This is a genomic window from Gordonia polyisoprenivorans (assembly GCF_017654315.1).
Taxonomy (GTDB): Bacteria; Actinomycetota; Actinomycetes; order Mycobacteriales; family Mycobacteriaceae; genus Gordonia; species Gordonia polyisoprenivorans_A.
The window spans coordinates 5,287,985-5,303,546 of the sequence record NZ_CP072203.1 but is presented as its reverse complement, the minus strand read 5'-3'; the positions used below and the strand labels follow the sequence as shown (position 1 = coordinate 5,303,546).

15 protein-coding genes are annotated in these 15,562 nt (G+C 67.2%); 8 read left to right on the top strand and 7 right to left on the bottom strand.

Annotated features, from left to right (window positions below):
* The first annotated feature begins 26 nt into the window (after positions 1-26).
* The 4 genes from J6U32_RS23735 (at position 27) to J6U32_RS23720 (ending at position 4,179) form a co-directional block, all read left to right on the top strand.
* Complete coding sequence (locus tag J6U32_RS23735) at positions 27-971, top strand: carbohydrate kinase family protein (RefSeq protein ID WP_208792421.1); 945 nt, start codon at positions 27-29, stop codon at positions 969-971.
* Between the two features lie 67 nt (positions 972-1,038).
* On the top strand, positions 1,039-2,361 hold the full coding sequence (locus J6U32_RS23730; protein ID WP_079929088.1) for a citrate synthase: 1,323 nt from the start codon (positions 1,039-1,041) through the stop codon (positions 2,359-2,361).
* A gap of 81 nt (positions 2,362-2,442) precedes the next feature.
* Positions 2,443-2,811 carry an FKBP-type peptidyl-prolyl cis-trans isomerase gene (locus tag J6U32_RS23725; protein WP_006368237.1) on the top strand — a complete coding sequence of 123 codons (369 nt, stop codon included), beginning with the start codon at positions 2,443-2,445 and terminating at the stop codon, positions 2,809-2,811.
* Between the two features lie 78 nt (positions 2,812-2,889).
* Entirely contained in the window at positions 2,890-4,179 is a 1,290-nt protein-coding gene (locus J6U32_RS23720) for a cryptochrome/photolyase family protein (protein ID WP_208792420.1), read from the top strand.
* On the opposite strand, the gene J6U32_RS23715 is transcribed toward J6U32_RS23720, so the two are convergent.
* Positions 4,131-5,195, bottom strand: a complete 1,065-nt coding sequence (locus tag J6U32_RS23715) for an AsnC family transcriptional regulator (RefSeq protein WP_208792419.1) — start codon at positions 5,193-5,195, stop codon at positions 4,131-4,133. The genes J6U32_RS23720 and J6U32_RS23715 overlap by 49 nt on opposite strands.
* Positions 5,196-5,261: 66 nt before the next feature.
* Between J6U32_RS23715 and J6U32_RS23710 the strand changes: the two genes are divergently transcribed.
* The gene (locus tag J6U32_RS23710; protein ID WP_208792418.1) at positions 5,262-6,704 is read left to right on the top strand and encodes an MFS transporter; all 1,443 of its coding nucleotides are present in this window, start codon (positions 5,262-5,264) and stop codon (positions 6,702-6,704) included.
* A gap of 19 nt (positions 6,705-6,723) precedes the next feature.
* On the opposite strand, the gene J6U32_RS23705 is transcribed toward J6U32_RS23710, so the two are convergent.
* The 4 genes from J6U32_RS23705 to J6U32_RS23690 are packed head-to-tail and all read right to left on the bottom strand — an operon-like array spanning position 6,724 to position 9,729.
* Positions 6,724-7,953 (bottom strand): ABC transporter permease, encoded by a 1,230-nt coding sequence (locus tag J6U32_RS23705; RefSeq protein WP_208792417.1) that lies wholly within the window; start codon positions 7,951-7,953, stop codon positions 6,724-6,726.
* The gene (locus J6U32_RS23700) at positions 7,950-8,846 is read right to left on the bottom strand and encodes an ABC transporter ATP-binding protein (protein WP_208792416.1); all 897 of its coding nucleotides are present in this window, start codon (positions 8,844-8,846) and stop codon (positions 7,950-7,952) included. Before J6U32_RS23700 ends, J6U32_RS23705 begins: the two co-directional genes overlap by 4 nt.
* Entirely contained in the window at positions 8,843-9,445 is a 603-nt protein-coding gene (locus J6U32_RS23695; RefSeq protein ID WP_208792415.1) for a hypothetical protein, read from the bottom strand. The genes J6U32_RS23700 and J6U32_RS23695 overlap by 4 nt, the downstream gene beginning before the upstream one ends.
* Positions 9,445-9,729 carry a helix-turn-helix transcriptional regulator gene (locus tag J6U32_RS23690; RefSeq protein ID WP_006368244.1) on the bottom strand — a complete coding sequence of 95 codons (285 nt, stop codon included), beginning with the start codon at positions 9,727-9,729 and terminating at the stop codon, positions 9,445-9,447. The genes J6U32_RS23695 and J6U32_RS23690 overlap by 1 nt, the downstream gene beginning before the upstream one ends.
* A gap of 206 nt (positions 9,730-9,935) precedes the next feature.
* Here J6U32_RS23690 and J6U32_RS23685 point away from each other — a divergent pair, with 206 nt between their 5' ends.
* Entirely contained in the window at positions 9,936-10,403 is a 468-nt protein-coding gene (locus J6U32_RS23685; RefSeq protein WP_244332323.1) for a hypothetical protein, read from the top strand.
* Positions 10,404-10,413: 10 nt separating this feature from the next.
* On the opposite strand, the gene J6U32_RS23680 is transcribed toward J6U32_RS23685, so the two are convergent.
* Positions 10,414-11,538, bottom strand: a complete 1,125-nt coding sequence (locus tag J6U32_RS23680; protein ID WP_208792413.1) for an NAD(P)-binding domain-containing protein — start codon at positions 11,536-11,538, stop codon at positions 10,414-10,416.
* A gap of 77 nt (positions 11,539-11,615) precedes the next feature.
* Here J6U32_RS23680 and J6U32_RS23675 point away from each other — a divergent pair, with 77 nt between their 5' ends.
* Together J6U32_RS23675 and J6U32_RS23670 are read left to right on the top strand one after the other, a co-directional pair.
* On the top strand, positions 11,616-12,347 hold the full coding sequence (locus tag J6U32_RS23675; protein WP_208792412.1) for an enoyl-CoA hydratase: 732 nt from the start codon (positions 11,616-11,618) through the stop codon (positions 12,345-12,347).
* A 141-nt stretch (positions 12,348-12,488) separates the two neighbouring features.
* Positions 12,489-14,327 carry a purine-cytosine permease family protein gene (locus tag J6U32_RS23670; protein ID WP_208792411.1) on the top strand — a complete coding sequence of 613 codons (1,839 nt, stop codon included), beginning with the start codon at positions 12,489-12,491 and terminating at the stop codon, positions 14,325-14,327.
* Here J6U32_RS23670 and J6U32_RS23665 read toward each other — a convergent pair.
* Positions 14,301-15,380: an XdhC family protein gene (locus tag J6U32_RS23665; RefSeq protein ID WP_208792410.1), complete on the bottom strand. Its 1,080-nt coding sequence runs from the start codon at positions 15,378-15,380 to the stop codon at positions 14,301-14,303. The genes J6U32_RS23670 and J6U32_RS23665 overlap by 27 nt on opposite strands.
* Positions 15,381-15,562 lie beyond the last annotated feature (182 nt).

The window sequence follows — 15,562 nt, the reverse complement described above, 5'->3', positions numbered from 1 at the left end:
ACGTGCACAGTCGTCGGGATCGGTCGATGAGGGAGATCGTCGTGTGCGGCGAGGCGCTGGTGGACGTGGTGGCCACAGCTCCACCAACTGTCGGTGGAGGGCAACTGCCGCCGCTGCAGCCGGCCCTGGGCGGGGGACCGTTCAACGTCGCGATCACCTTGGGGCGGCTGGGAAGTGCGGTCTCGTTCTGTTCGGCGGTGTCGACCGACGACTACGGCGAGGCCATCATGTCGGCGTTGCGGCACAGCGGCGTCGGCACCACCCTGGTCCAACGACGTTCCGAGCCCACCTCGCTGGCACTGGCGACCATCGGCGCCGACGGCGCCGCCCACTACTCGTTCTACGTCGAGGGCACCGCCGACCGCCTCGTCACCGACCCCGGGCCGTTCGCGCCGACCGTCGCGGCGGTTGGCTTCGGCACGCTGTCACTGGTTCTCGAGCCCGGTGCGAGCGTGTACGAATCGACGATGCGTCGCTGCCACGAGGAGGGGCGGCTCGTGGTCTGCGACCCCAACATCCGTGCGGCCGTCATCGCCGACGCCGACGCCTACCGCGCCCGGTTCGCGTCGTGGATGAACGCCGTCGACGTGGTCAAGCTCTCCGACGAGGACGCCGAGTGGCTGGGGCGCGGACCGAACGGTTCGCGCCCCGCCGACTGGCTCGAGGCCGGGGTCTGCGCGGTGCTGGTGACCGCGGGCGCCGACGGTATCGACGTCGTCACCGCGTCGAACACGAGCCGTATCCCGGCGCCGCGGGTGGCCGTTGCCGACACCATCGGCGCTGGTGACAGCATCATGGGCGCGATCCTCCATCAACTCGACCGCGCCGGTGCATTGTCGTCGGCCGCGGTGCGTGACCTCGACGACGAGCAGTGGCGCGAGGTGGCACGGTTCGCCGTGAAGGTGGCCGGGATCACCGTCTCGCGTCCGGGGGCGGACCCTCCGTGGGCGAGCGAGCTCGGGGGAGACTAGGTTAGGTTCTCAAGAGCCCGTAATGGGCGAAGAGGAAAATCTCGCACCTGAGTAAAGGGGTCCACGAGTGTCCGCTGAAACAGTCCCGGCCGACGGCACAACCGATGCGGCTTCGGCAACATTCACTTATCCCGGTGGGCAACTCGAGCTCCCGATCCTGAAGGCCACCGAGGGCAGCGATTCGGTCGAACTGGGCAAGTTCCTGTCCGAGACCGGATTGACCACGTTCGATGGTGGATTCGTCAACACCGCATCCACCAAGTCGTCGATCACCTACATCGACGGCGACGCGGGCATCCTGCGCTACCGCGGTATCCCGATCGACCAGCTGGCCGAGAAGTCGACCTTCATCGAGGTCAGCTACCTGCTGATCTACGGCGAACTGCCGACCCCGACCGAGCTCGAGGAGTTCACCAACAAGATCCAGCGGCACACCCTGCTGCACGAGGATCTCAAGCGGTTCTTCGACGGATTCCCGCGCAACGCCCACCCGATGCCGGTGCTCTCCAGCGCCGTCAACGCGTTGTCGGCGTACTACCAGGATTCGTTGGACCCCAAGGATCCCGAGCAGGTCGAGCTGTCGACGATCCGGTTGCTGGCCAAGCTGCCGACGATCGCGGCCTACGCCTACAAGAAGTCGGCGGGTCAGCCGTTCCTCTACCCGGACAACTCGCTGAGTCTGGTGGAGAACTTCCTGCGGATGACCTTTGGCTTCCCGGCCGAGCCCTACGAGGTCGATCCCGAGGTCGCCAAGGCCCTCGACATGCTGTTCATCCTGCACGCCGACCACGAGCAGAACTGCTCGACGTCGACGGTCCGGCTGGTCGGCTCCTCGCAGGCCAACCTGTTCACCTCGATCTCCGGCGGCATCAACGCCCTGTGGGGCCCGCTGCACGGTGGCGCCAACCAGGCCGTGCTCGAGATGCTCGAGGACATCAAGAACTCCGGCGGCGACACCCAGGCGTTCATGACCAAGGTCAAGAACAAGGAAGCCGGCGTGAAGCTGATGGGCTTCGGACACCGCGTGTACAAGAACTACGACCCGCGCGCGGCGATCGTGAAGAAGACCGCCGATCAGATCCTCACCTCCCTCGGCGTGCAGGACGACCTGCTCGACATCGCCAAGGGCCTCGAAGAGGTCGCCCTCAACGACGACTACTTCATCGAGCGCAAGCTCTACCCGAACGTCGACTTCTACACCGGCGTCATCTACCGTGCCATGGGCTTCCCGACCCGGATGTTCACCGTGCTGTTCGCACTCGGCCGGCTGCCCGGCTGGATCGCACACTGGCGGGAGATGAACACCGATCCGACCGGCAAGATCGGGCGCCCGCGCCAGCTCTACACCGGTTACACCGAGCGCGACTACATCGCACGCGGGGATCGCTGAGGCGCTCGCCCACCCGACGGGCCCTCTCGTCCACGAGGGACCCGAGCCACCAGAGAACCGACGACTCAAAGGAGAGTCCCGATGACCAGTGCCGAAAAGCCAGAAGTCGAATTCCCGGAGGGCCCGGCCCCCGCCGAACTCGAGGTCGTCGATCTCGTCGAGGGTGACGGAGCGCAGGCCCAGCGCGGTGACGTCGTCGATGTCCACTACGTGGGAGTCGATTTCGAGTCGGGCGAGGAGTTCGACTCGTCGTGGGATCGCGGTCAGTCCGCGCACTTCCCGCTCGAGCGGCTGATCCCGGGCTGGCAAGAGGGAATCCCGGGAATGAAGGTCGGCGGACGCCGGCGTCTGACCGTGCCGCCGAACCTGGCCTACGGTCCGCCCGGTGCAGGACACCGACTTTCGGGCCGCACCCTGGTGTTTGTCATCGATCTGCTGGGCGTGGGATAGATCTCCGCCGCCAAGCGCACCCGAGGCGGGTCGGCCGCGTCGACGTCGGAGACGCCGACCGGTACGGCTCTGCTGTGGTTGCGCCGTGATCTGCGTCTGGGTGATCTGCCGGCGCTCGCCGACGCGCTCGACGCCGCCGATCGCGTCCTGATCTGCTTCGTCCTCGACCCCCGGCTCGAGAAGTCCGCCGGCGACCGGCGTCTGGCGTTCCTCTTCGATTCGCTCCGCGAGCTCGATGGGCGCCTCGACGGTCGACTCCTTGTCGTGCGGGGTCGTCCCGACGAGGAGATCCCCCGGCTGGTCGAGGCCGTCGGCGCGTCGTCGGTGCATGTCTCCGAGGACTTCTCGCCGTTCGGGCGTCGTCGCGACGAGGCCGTGATCGCGGCGCTCGACGATGCCGGTGACGTGTCGTGGGAGCCGGTCGGATCGCCGTACCTGGTGTCGCCCGGTCGCGTCACCAAGGCCGACGGCAGCCCCTACAAGGTCTTCACGCCGTTCCACCGGCAGTGGCGTGATCACGGGTGGCGCAAGCCCGCGTCGACGTCGGTGTCCGCGGGTGATCTCCTCGACCCGTCCGATCTCACCCGATCCGGTCGCATCCGAATTCCCAAGGCGCCCACGACGACCGACATTCCCGCTGGGGAGAACGCCGCCCTGGCACGGTGGGGCGACTTCGTCGCGGAGGATCTCGCCGGTTACGACGACGACCGCAACCGGCCCGATCTCGATGTGACGAGCCGGATGTCGGCGTACCTGAAGTTCGGCAACATCCACCCGCGCACCTTGGCCGCGGACCTGACCGGCACCGGCAAGGGCGCGCAGGCGTACCTGCGCGAGTTGGCATTTCGCGACTTCTACGCCGACGTCCTCCATCACTGGCCGGAGTCGGCGTGGCACAACTGGAATCGCCAGTTCGACGGCATCGACCTCGACACCGACGCCGCCGCCGACCGGCGATTCAACGCGTGGAAGCAGGGGCGTACCGGTTTTCCGCTGGTTGATGCCGGCATGCGCCAGCTCGCACAGACCGGATTCATGCACAACCGGGTGCGGATGGTCACCGCGTCCTTCCTCGTCAAGGATCTGCACCTGCCGTGGTGGTGGGGTGCGCGGTGGTTCCTCGATCAGCTCCTCGACGGCGACATGGCGTCCAACCAGCACGGCTGGCAGTGGGCGGCCGGCACGGGAACCGATGCGGCGCCGTACTTTCGGGTGTTCAACCCGGAGGCGCAGGCCAAGAAGTTCGACCCCGACGGCGCCTACGTCGCTCAGTGGGTGCCCGAGTACGGTACCGACGACTATCCGGAGCCGATCGTCGATCACAAGGCCGAACGGGAAGAGGCCCTGCGCCGGTTCGGCGAGATCTGAGGCGGCGCGAGTTTGTCGCCGTGCACGAGCGCGCCCGCATGTTTGACCCGGCGCAGCAGCGGGACGAGTTCGTAACCGGTAATCCCGTCCAGCCGTGCAAGGTCTTCGGTGACAAAGGAATAGAGGTCGTCGCGGCCTGCGCCGATCACATTCGCGGTCAGATTGGCCCGGCCGGTGACCGCGGCGGCGAACGGGATACGGGTATCGGTACCCAACGCCTGCCCCACCGAGGCCAGCGATCGGGGCGTAACCGTGAGCCATAACGCGGTGCTGCGCAACCCGATTGCCGCGGTGGCCAGATCCACATGGAAGTAGGCCAGCCCGGAACCGATGAGACGCTCCACACGACGCGTCACCTTTCCGGGCGTACTGCCCGCAGTGCGCGCCAGCGTCGAATACGAGACCCGCCCGTCCCGGCCGAGTTCGTCGATCAGGAGACGATCGGTGTCGTCGAGTTCCGCCCGAACACCTTTCGACGACACCACCGGTGGCGTAGTCGCCCGCAACGCCGCGGTCTGCGCGGACGTGAGCACATCGCTCCACGTGTCCTGATGCTCGCCCGCCCCGCCGATGTAGGTGTGCAGGATCTCTGCGGGTGCGACGTCGAGCACCGGCGCGGACCTCGGCAACATCTCGTGCAGCAACTCGTGCGTCTCGACGTCGGCGGGCGCTCGGAGATTGAAATCGACCTCCCAGCCGGCCCCGTAGATCGACACCCATGACACGTCGTCGCGTGCCGCGATCGCCCGGGCGATCGCGTCGGCGCCCTCCGGTCGGCACCGCACGCGCACGAGCCAGTTGGCGCCGCCGGTGCCGTGCAGATCGGCGGTCATCGTGACCCGCAGGTATCCGTCGCGGCGCATCCGCCGGTAGCGTCGGGCCACCGTCTGCTCGGCCACATCGAGGATCTCGGCGAGTTCGGCGAAGGCCACCCGCGGCGAGATCTGTAGCGCCCGGGTGATCTGCGCATCCAAGGTGTCGAGGGTGGAGGATTCCAACGCTATCCGAGCACTCATGGGTGGAATCCTACGTCTGCTCGGACCGAGGGCGACGATCGTCGTTCGGGTCGCCAGACTTGGATCATGGCAAAGAAATGGTGGACGCTGGTCGTCGTCTGCGCGGCGACATTCATGTTGTTGCTCGACGTCACGATCGTCGTCGTCGCGCTCCCCGACATCGAACGCGCGCTCGGCGCGAGTTTCTCCCAGCTCCAATGGGTGACCGACGCCTACGCGCTGGCGCTGGCCTCGTTGCTGCTGACCTCCGGATCGATCTCCGACAAATTCGGCCGGCGCCGCATCTTCTCGATCGGCCTGGTCATCTTCACCCTCGGTTCGCTGTTGTGCGGGGTGGCGCAGGACCCGACGATGCTCATCGTGTCCCGGGCACTGCAGGGCATCGGCGGGGCAATGCTCTTCGCGACGTCGCTGGCGTTGCTGGCCGCGACCTTCCACGGCCGCGAACGTGGAGTGGCCTTCGGCGCATGGGGTGCGGTCACCGGTATCGCGACGGCTCTCGGACCGATCCTCGGTGGTGTCCTGACCACCGGGATCACCTGGCGGGCGATCTTCCTGGTGAACCTGCCCATCGGCATCGTCGCCCTGTACCTGACGCTGCGGATGGTCGACGAGTCGCGCTCGCCGCACGCGCGTCGCATCGACTGGCCGGGAGTGCTCACCTTCACCGCGGGGCTGCTCGTCGGCGTCTACGGCCTCACCGAGGCGGGGCAGCGGTCGTGGACCGACGGCCTGGTGCTGGGGTGTTTCGCGGCGGCCGCGGTGCTCCTGGTGGCCTTCGTGATCGTCGAACTGCGCGTCGCCCAGCCGATGTTCGATCTGGGGTTGCTGCGCATCCCGACCTTCGGTGGTGGTCTGATCGCGGCCTTCGCCATGAACGGATCGCTGTTCGCGATGCTGCTCTATCTTGTTCTCTACCTGCAGAATTCGCTGGGATTCTCGGCCCTACAGACCGGTCTGCGGCTGCTGGTGATGTCGGGTTGCACGATGATCTTCGCGACGATCGCCGGCCGTCTGTCCGAGCACATGCCGGTGCGATGGCTGATCGGCCCCGGGCTGGTGCTGGTGGGTGGCGGCCTGTTTGCGATGGCCGGTCTCGATGCCGGCTCGTCGTGGACCCATCTGATCCCCGGGCTCGTGGTCGCCGGCATCGGCAGCGGCCTGGTCAATCCGCCGCTGGCCGCCACCGCGGTCGGTGTGGTGCCGGTGCACCGGTCCGGGATGGCCTCGGGCATCAACACCACCTTCCGTCAGATCGGCATCGCGGTGGGCATCGCCGTGTACGGATCGCTGTTCAGCTCGCGGATGACCAGTTCGATGCACGACCACCCGGCCGGTGGCGTCCACGCCGCCTACGCCGACGGGCTGAACCTGCTGTTCTGGGTCAGCGGTGTGGTTGCCGTGCTCGGTGGGGTGTGCGCACTGGTGATGATCCGGTCCAAGGACTTCGTGCCGCACGGACCCGCGCCGGTCGCCGGCGACGAACCGGAGCAGGTCCCCGCGAGGTGAGTCACCGGGTCGTGGGGTGTCACCGGGTCATCGACAGCGCCTCGGACCACTTCACCCGGCTGCCGGTCCGCAGGATCGACCGCTGGTAGATCCGCGCCGCGATCCAGGTGGCCACCGCGCAGGCCGCGATCATCAGGACCAGGGTGATGACGATCTGCATGGGATCGGTGTCACCGGTCGCGATCCGGATGGGCACCAGCACCGCGGAGAACGGCGGAATCCAGGTCAGCACTTGGATGAAGGTGGAGTCGAGGGCCTGGATTCCGAAGATCCCCGCGTACATCACCGCCATCGACAGCACGGTCAGCGGCATGATGGTCGACCCGAGTTCCTCCTGACGGGACACCAGCGCACCGGCGGCGGCGTAGAGCGTCGCGAAGAAGACGAATCCGAGGAGAAACCAGATGAGGGTGGCCGCGAACATCCCCACCGCGGTACCGGCGATGGTGAGCATTCCGGTTGCCGCCCCGGCGATCAGGGCTGTCGCGCCGAGCACCACCACCTGACCGAGCGCGACGACGCCGATGCCGAGGATCTTGCCCCACATCAGGTGCAGCGGTTTCACGGTGGCCAGCAGCAACTCGACGATGCGTGAGGTCTTCTCCTCGACGACGCCGACGGCGATCATGTTGCCGCCGAGCATGATTGCCATGATCAGCAGCATCGCCCCGACGATGGCGATGATGATCCGCTGGCCGTTGTCGGGCTTGGCCGGCTGGGTCTGATCCTCGGCGATCGTGGCGCGCGGTAGGTCGGCCGCGTCGACACCGCGTTCGGCGAGTCCGGTGGCGAGGGTGGTCTGGGAGATCGATGTACGCAGCACGCCCGAGAGCGTGTCGGAGAGTCCGTCCTTGCTGATCAACGTGAACGAGCCGGACGGTCCGACGACGATGGCGCCGTCGAGATCACCGCTGTCGACCTGGGAACGGGCCTGGGCCGCGGAGTCGACGGTCCGCACGGAGACGGGGGTGCCGGCGGCCTTGCCGACCTCGGTGACCGTCGTCGAGAGCGACGTGTCGGCGCCGACGATGCCGACCTTGTCGGTGTCGGTGCCACCGCCGCTGAACGCCTTCCAGACGATCAGCCCGATCACGATGACGAGCATCAGCGCGATCGTGCTCCACAGGAACGACTTGGTGCGGGCGCGGGTGGAGATCTCGCGCTCGGCGATGAGCCACACCGACGTCATCGCGCCGGCACCGCCATCGGGTGCGGGGGTCGGGGGCAGGGTCTGGGTCGGGGTGCTCATGCCGATACCACCTCTCGGAACATGTCGGTCAAGGACGGTGTGGATCTGGTGAAGCGGTGTACCGGCCCGGTGTGCAGGGCCGCAGCGAGCACCTGCTGGTCATCGACGGAGTCGGGGTCGATGCGCAGCAGCGTGGTCGGTCCGTAGTCGGCGTCGAGAACCCCGGGAATGCCGTCGGCCCAAGCGGTTCCGATGCCGGGGCCCTCGACCTCGAGGGTTACCCCACCGCGGGCGCGCAGGCTCTCGACGCTGCCCAGCGCACGCATCTGTCCCTTGACGACGATGCCCACCCGGTCGCACAGGCGCTGCACGAGGTCGAGTTGGTGTGAGGAGAAGATCACCGGGATACCCTCGGCCGCTTTCTCTTTGAGGACATCGCTCATGACGTCGACGGCGACCGGGTCGAGGCCGGAGAACGGCTCGTCGAGAACCAGGACCGCGGGGTCGGCGATGAGCGCGGCCGCCAGCTGGACGCGCTGCTGGTTGCCCAACGACAGATCGGCCACGTTGTCGCCGAAACGTGTCGCCACGCCCAGGCGTTCGGTCCAGCGGTGCGCCGACTCGTCGGCCTGGGCCGCCGACATCCCGTGCAGCCGGGCGAGGAAGCGCAACTGATCGCCGACCTTCATCTTGGGATAGAGCCCGCGCTCCTCGGGCATGTAGCCGATACGGCGACGGGTGGGCAGGTCGATCGGGCGGTCGCCGAGTGCCACGGTGCCCGAGTCGGCGGCCAGCACGCCCAGGATGATCCGCATGGTCGTGGACTTGCCGGCGCCGTTGCTGCCGACGAAGCCGAAGATCTCCCCGGGTTGGACGGTGAAGGTCATGTCGTGCAGGGCGACGACGTTACCGTATTTCTTGTGCAGGCCGTCGATGATCAACGGGTCGCTCATCGGAGTTCTCCCTTCCAGGTGGACGATTCGGGTTCGGCATAGTCTTCGGGGTCGGAGTCGGCCATCCACCACGCGGTGAGCATCGACGGCAGCACTCCGGCGGCGAGCACCAGCGAGATCAGCAGAATGGCCACGCCGTAGATCGCCTGACGGTCGATGTGGTCGGGGATCGACATCGCGATCAGGATGAAGTACGGGATGAACATCAGCGAGAAGAGCACGATGAAAGCGATCGAGCGCGCCGAATTACGTTGGGCGAGCTGGATTTCGTCGAGGGCGCTGACCGGTGCGTCGCCGACCGAGCCGGTGATGATGCGCAGGAGTCGCTGAGCGGTGATCGTGACGACCGCGCCGAGTATCCACGGCGGGAGAAACCAGACGTCGGAGAAGAACCCGATGACGGCACCCACGATCATCAGGACGATGGCGAGCGCCTGGGCGACGACCACGCGCCGGTAGGCGCGGCGGTTGCGCCAGCGGGGCAGTCGATGCGCGTGGCGCGCGGTGAAGCGGCGGTGTCGCTCACCGCGCCACTCGTCATAGCGCCGCCACAGTTCTGGCTGTGCGTCTTCGGGGATGGCGGAATTCTGGTCGTACATCAGGCACCTGTCCCTTCGTTGGATCGGCGGGAGTACAGCTCGGCCGACATCGCGCCGAATTCGGTGCGACTGAACACCGCTTCGACGGGGAGCTCGAACACATCGCAGATACGGAAGGCGAGGTCGAGGCTCGGATAGTGATCACCGCGTTCGAGAGCGCCGACGGTCTGCACGTTGATCCCGACGAGCGCCGCCAGCGCGGCCCGAGACATCCGACGCTCGGCGCGTAGGACGCCGATGCGGTTGAAGATCGGGAGCTTTTCTCCCCGTCTGACCGGACTCATAGAACCAAGTGTTGGGAAAACCCAACAATCTGTCAAGTCTGTATGTGGAACTGTCGTCCGTTCGTGTGCTCTTCGGGCGAAGGGCCGCGGGTTCGGTCGGGCCCGTGACACGGTGAGGACGGTCGTGTCCCGAGGGGTGGGTGGTAACGAGTTCGGGGGAGAACAGAAGGTCTCCGATGGCCCGATCGATACCCGGTGCCGCCCGGGTGAGCGCCCCAGTCCTGGTCACCGCCGCCGTGGTGGTCGCGTCGTCCACGCTGGGCGTCGCACCGGCGCAGGCCGCGCCGGCCACGCGACTCTGCGCGATGTCCTATATGAACCCGAATCTCGCCGATCTGGGAGTACTGAGATCGACGAGCTCGGTGACGGTGGCCTCGGCGGGCTCGGGCATCGTGTCACTGACGGTGACGACGCCGCCACCGCTGCTCGGATTCGATCAGCGCGTACGCGTGTCGTGGACGAACACCGCCCCGGGTGGTGGTTCCGGCGCCGACCATGGCACCGCCGCGTCCGGGTGGACCCGCATCGGCGCCTTCGGCGGATCGAACACCGTGGCGCGCATCGAGACGGGTTCGGGCCGAGTGGCTTTCGACGTCACCGTCGACACCCTCGGTGCCCTCGTGCGCTACACCAGCTCCGGTGCGTGCCGTGGTGAGCTGTCGGTGACCGGCTGAGCAAGGCTGATCAGGCGGCGTCGAGCAGGTCGGCGATCACGCGTGCGGCCTCCCGGCCGGCCCGATTCGCCCCGATCGTCGACGCCGACGGTCCGTACCCGAGTAACTGGACGCGGGGATCGGCGGCCACCGTCGTGGCGAGTCGGCCGGTCATGGTGATCCCGCCACCCGGCGCGCGCAGGTGCAGGGGCGCGAGATGGTCCAGCGCACTGCGGAATCCGGTGTTCCAGAACAGCACGTCGACGTCGAGTTCGGTGCCGCCCCCGAGATCGCCGCCACCGCAATCCCAGCACACCCCGGTCTCGGTGATCCGGGTGAACATCGGTCGCCACTGCAGAATCCCGTCGCGTCGGGCCGCGGCGATGGCCGGCGTCAGTGACAGGCCCGTCACCGACACCACCGAGGTCGGCGGCAGGCCGGCACGCACCCGCTCCTCGACACGGGCGACCGCCGCCCGGCCCTCCTCGGGGGTGAAGGGTCCGTCGCGGAAGTGTGGCTCGGTACGCGAACACCAGAACGTGGTGACCTCGGGGGCGTTGCGGGCGATCTCGATCAGGAGTTGGATCGCGGAGATCCCGGCGCCGACCACCAGGACGCGTTGTCCGGCGAATTCCTCGGGGCCGGTGTAGTCGTGGGTGTGCAGTTGCCGTCCCCGGAAGTCGCCGATACCCGGGATGTGCGGGATGAACGGCCGATCCCAGGTGCCGGTCGCGTTGATCAGCGTCCGCGTCGTCACCTCGGATTCCCGGTGTTCGCCGGACTCGTCGGGCGCCACGATCGACGCCCGGAAGGCGTCGCCGTCGCGATGGACCGCCCGCACGTGGACCGGTCGGGTCACCGTCAGCCCGAACTTCTCCTCGTACCGACCGAAATAGTCGGGGACCGCCGTGGCCGCCGGGAACTGATCACACTCGACGCCGAGTGCCTCGACGAGACCGTATCCGGGCAGGTCGTGGACATGATTGGCGCCGGCGAGGGTTAGCGTCGGCCATCGATACTGCCAGGCGCCCCCGGGATGGGGTGAATGGTCGAGGAGCCGATACCGTCCGTGCAGCCCGAAGCGTTCCAAGAAGTAGGCTGCCGACAATCCCGCCTGACCCCCGCCGATGACGAGGACGTCGGTGTCGGTGTGCACGATGTCAGCCTGTCATGTCCATGTGAGCGGCATGTACCGGCCTCCGGTGGGCCGTCGGCTGGGTAGGCTCTGCGTTCATGATTGCAACGAGTGCAGATGGTGCGGTGACGACAATCGAACTCGACCGCCCCGATAAGCGCAATGCTCTCAACGGAGAGGTGATCGAGGCTCTCGGCGCGGCCTTCACCGCCGCGGTCGATGCGGGTGCCCGGGCGATCGTGCTGACCGGGCGTGGCAGTGCGTTCTCCGCCGGCGCCGACCTCTCCGGTCCGGTGTATGACCCCGGCTTCCTCGACCACCTCGTCGCCACCTTGCAGCAGATCGAGTCGACCCCGGTCCCGGTGATCGCCGCGGTCAACGGTGCGGCGCTCGGCGCCGGACTCCAGCTGACCATGGCCGCCGACCTGCGAGTCATGGCGCCCGATGCGATCGCCGGTATCCCGGCCGCCAGAATCGGTGTCGCTGTGGACGAGTGGACCATCCGCCGTCTGGTCTCGCTCGTCGGCGCCGGACAGGCCGCCGGGATGCTGATCGGTTGCGATCCACTCTCGGCCGATCGGGCCCACGACCTCGGATTCGCCAATCGCATCGGTGATCTGGCCGACGCCCAGCATTGGGCGGCGACCATCGCCGACCTCGCGCCGCTGACCCTGCAGCACTACAAACTCGTCCTCAACGGCGACGGCGCCCGGGACGTGGCACCGGAGGAACGTCATGCGGCGATGATGCGCGCCTGGCACAGCGACGATCTCGCCGAGGGCCGCGCTGCGCGCGCCGAGCGACGCGCCCCGCGCTTTTCCGGAAAGTAGTTCCGGGACATCGGGTTCGCGCCGCGAATGGGCATATTGACCGTTTTGCCGAGCGTGTAACGTTCTCGAAACATGTAGGGGCCCCTCTCAGAAACGCATCAGCCCTAGCGTGATCGCAGTTCATTCCTGGAAGGGGACTGCGTGTCCAAGAAACATCACGGAGCTGACGATCTCTCCGCAGGGGTCGGCGAGATCGAGAATGCCGAACACAGCATCATCGCCACCGGTGCGCAGGCAGCCGCCGCGCGTGAGTCCTTGGAGGACTACACACTTCGGTTCGCGCCGCGCAGCTATCGCAAGTGGGGCCCCGGGGTCGTCGCGATCTCGGCGCTCGGCGGTATCGCCTACCTGGCCGACTTCGCGATCGGCGCCAACATCGGCATCGCCAACGGCACGGGAAATGCCTTGTGGGGCATCCTGTTCTTCGCCGTGGTGATCGTGCTGACCGGGTATCCACTGGCCTACTACGCCGCGCGATACAACATCGACCTCGACCTCATCACCCGCGGAAGCGGATTCGGGTACTACGGCTCGGTGCTGACCAACGTCATCTTCGCGTCGTTCACCTTCATCTTCTTCGCACTCGAGGGCTCGATCATGGCGCAGGGTCTGCAGCTGGGCCTGCACATCCCGCTGTGGATCGGCTATCTGCTGTCCTCGGTGCTGATCATCCCACTGGTCATCTACGGCATGAACACCCTGGCCAAACTGCAGGTGTGGACCACCCCGTTGTGGCTGGTCATGATGGTGCTCCCGTTCCTGTACCTGGTGATCAAGCATCCGTCGGCGATCGGTGACTTCTTCGCGTTCAGCGGTGTCGACTCGGCGGGTAATCCGCTGGGCAAGGGCGTCAGCTTCGCCGGCACCATGCTGGCCGCAGGTGTGTGTCTGTCGCTGATCGCGCAGATCGCCGAGCAGATCGACTACCTGCGTTTCATGCCGCCGCGCACCCCGGAGAACAAGCGCAAGTGGTGGATCGCGACCCTCACCGCAGGCCCGGGCTGGGTGTTCTTCGGTGCCATCAAGCAGGTCGTCGGCCTGTTCCTGGCCGTGTACCTCATCGGTATCAGCATCGACAACGCCGGAATCGCCAATCAGCCGGTGCACCAGTTCGTCGAGATCTATCAGGACTTCCTGCCGCACTGGCTCGCACTGACCCTCGCGGTGATCCTGGTGGTCATCAGCCAGGTGAAGATCAACGTCACCAATGCGTACTCGGGATCGCTGGCCTGGACCAACGCCTTCACCCGCGTCACCAAGACCTACCCGGGTCGACTGGTGTTCCTGTTCTTCAACGTCTTCATCGCCATCGTGTTGATGGAAGCGGATATGTTCAGCTTCCTGAACAACCTGCTCAACTTCTACGCCAACTGTGGTATCGCCTGGATCGCCGTCGTGGCCTCCGACATCGCGATCAACAAGTACCTGCTCGGCATCTCGCCCAAGCAGCCCGAGTTCCGGCGCGGCATGATCCACAACGTGAACCCCGTCGGGTTCGGATCGCTGATCGTGTCGGCGGGAGCCTCGATCCTGGTGTACTTCCACGTCTTCGGTGATGCGATCCAGCCGTACTCGCCGCTGGTCGCGCTGGTCCTCGCCGTCGTGCTGCCGCCGATCCTGGCGCTGGCCACCAAGGGCAAGTACTACCTGCGTCGTCACGACGACGGCATCGACATCCCGATGTACGACGAGCACGGCAACCCGACCGATGCGCGCCTGCTGTGCTGTGTCACCGGCATCGAGTTCGAACGCCCGGACATGATCGCCTCGGCGGTCCCCGGCCCGAACGGTGAGAAGCAGTACATCAGCTCGCTGGCGCTGTCCTGCGACCGCACCGGTGAGCATGTGCTTCCGGCACAGGACATGTCGGCCGCGCCGACGTCGTCGGTCACCTCCGACATCGCCGTCGATTCCACCACCGGCGAACCGGCGGCGGAGTCGCCGGCCTCGGGGTCACCGGTGGATGGGTCCACTCCGTAGCGTCAACGACATCCCCGAGGCGTCGTGCCGGTCGGCGATCAGTTGAGCGGCGATCGACACGGCGACCTCGGCCGGGGTGTGTGCCCCGAGATCCAAACCCAGCGGAGAACGTAACCGCGCCAACCGATCTGCCGTGACGCCCGCCTCGACGAGGCGGGCGTTTCGGTCGGCGACGGTCCGTCGGGAACCGAGCGCGCCGATGAATCCCACCCGGTCGCAACCCAACGCCGTGCGCAGCACCGGCACGTCGAACTTGGCGTCGTGGGTCATCACGCACACGCAGGTCGACCTGTCGGTGCGGTGCTCGGCGATCTCGCGGGCGAGATAGCGATGAGGCCAGTCGACGATCACCTCGTCGGCGTCGGGGAACCGCGCGCGGGTTGCGAACACTGCACGGGCATCGACGACGGTCACGTGATAGCCGAGCGTCGACCCCAGCGTGGCGAGCGCGCGGACGAAATCGTTGGCGCCCACCAGGATCAGCCGTGAGCGCGGGGCGAAGGTCTGCACGAACGTGCGGGGCCGGTCACCCTGCGGGCCGGTCTCACAGTCATCGACGCCGATGATGCCGCTGCGTCCGGTGGCGAGCAGGTCGGCGATGTCGGCGTCGAGGTGGCGCCACGGTCGCTGGTCCTCGGGAGTGACCACGTGCCACGTCGGGCTTGCGCCCAGGGTGGCGGCCACCGCGATCGGTGTACCCGCGGCCACCGCCGCGGCGAGCCGTCGCACCGCGCCCAGGTGCCCGGCGCCAAGCCGCTCAACGAGCACTTCCATCTCTCCACCGCAGGTCAAACCGATCGCGATGCCGTCGGGGTCGGCGAGCCCGAAGTGCTCGATGGTCGCGGTCTCGTCGCTCAACGCCTGTGCCGCACTGTCGATGATCGCCGACTCCACGCACCCGCCCGACAACGATCCGATGATCTCCCCGTCATCGGTGATCAGCATGGCCGACCCGACATCGCGCGGCGATGCGCCGGTCGTCGAGATCACCCGGGCCAGGGCGACCGGACCGCGTTCCAGGTGCCGTACCAGGGCGGGGAGAACATCACGCATACTCTCCAGTGTCGGCGCCCTGGCCCGCGCGCGCCACTCGGCTGCGGCCGGTCTCGAGGCCTCCTCGCTGCGCTCGTCGGCACCTCGACCATCGGAAAGGGGAGGCCGTCTTCACCTCGACCATCGGAAGGGGGGCGTCTTCACCTCGACCATCGGAAAGGGAGGCCGTCCTCACCTCGACC

Bases quoted from the DNA above. Each gene is read 5' to 3' on its own strand.
- J6U32_RS23710 (WP_208792418.1), top strand. From the start codon at position 5,262: ATGGCAAAGAAATGGTGGACGCTGGTCGTCGTCTGCGCGGCGACATTC.
- J6U32_RS23705 (WP_208792417.1), bottom strand. From the start codon at position 7,953: ATGAGCACCCCGACCCAGACCCTGCCCCCGACCCCCGCACCCGATGGC.
- J6U32_RS23665 (WP_208792410.1), bottom strand. From the start codon at position 15,380: ATGCGTGATGTTCTCCCCGCCCTGGTACGGCACCTGGAACGCGGTCCG.
- J6U32_RS23725 (WP_006368237.1), top strand. From the start codon at position 2,443: ATGACCAGTGCCGAAAAGCCAGAAGTCGAATTCCCGGAGGGCCCGGCC.
- J6U32_RS23715 (WP_208792419.1), bottom strand. From the start codon at position 5,195: ATGAGTGCTCGGATAGCGTTGGAATCCTCCACCCTCGACACCTTGGAT.
- J6U32_RS23735 (WP_208792421.1), top strand. From the start codon at position 27: ATGAGGGAGATCGTCGTGTGCGGCGAGGCGCTGGTGGACGTGGTGGCC.
- J6U32_RS23700 (WP_208792416.1), bottom strand. From the start codon at position 8,846: ATGAGCGACCCGTTGATCATCGACGGCCTGCACAAGAAATACGGTAAC.
- J6U32_RS23695 (WP_208792415.1), bottom strand. From the start codon at position 9,445: ATGTACGACCAGAATTCCGCCATCCCCGAAGACGCACAGCCAGAACTG.
- J6U32_RS23690 (WP_006368244.1), bottom strand. From the start codon at position 9,729: ATGAGTCCGGTCAGACGGGGAGAAAAGCTCCCGATCTTCAACCGCATC.
- J6U32_RS23675 (WP_208792412.1), top strand. From the start codon at position 11,616: ATGATTGCAACGAGTGCAGATGGTGCGGTGACGACAATCGAACTCGAC.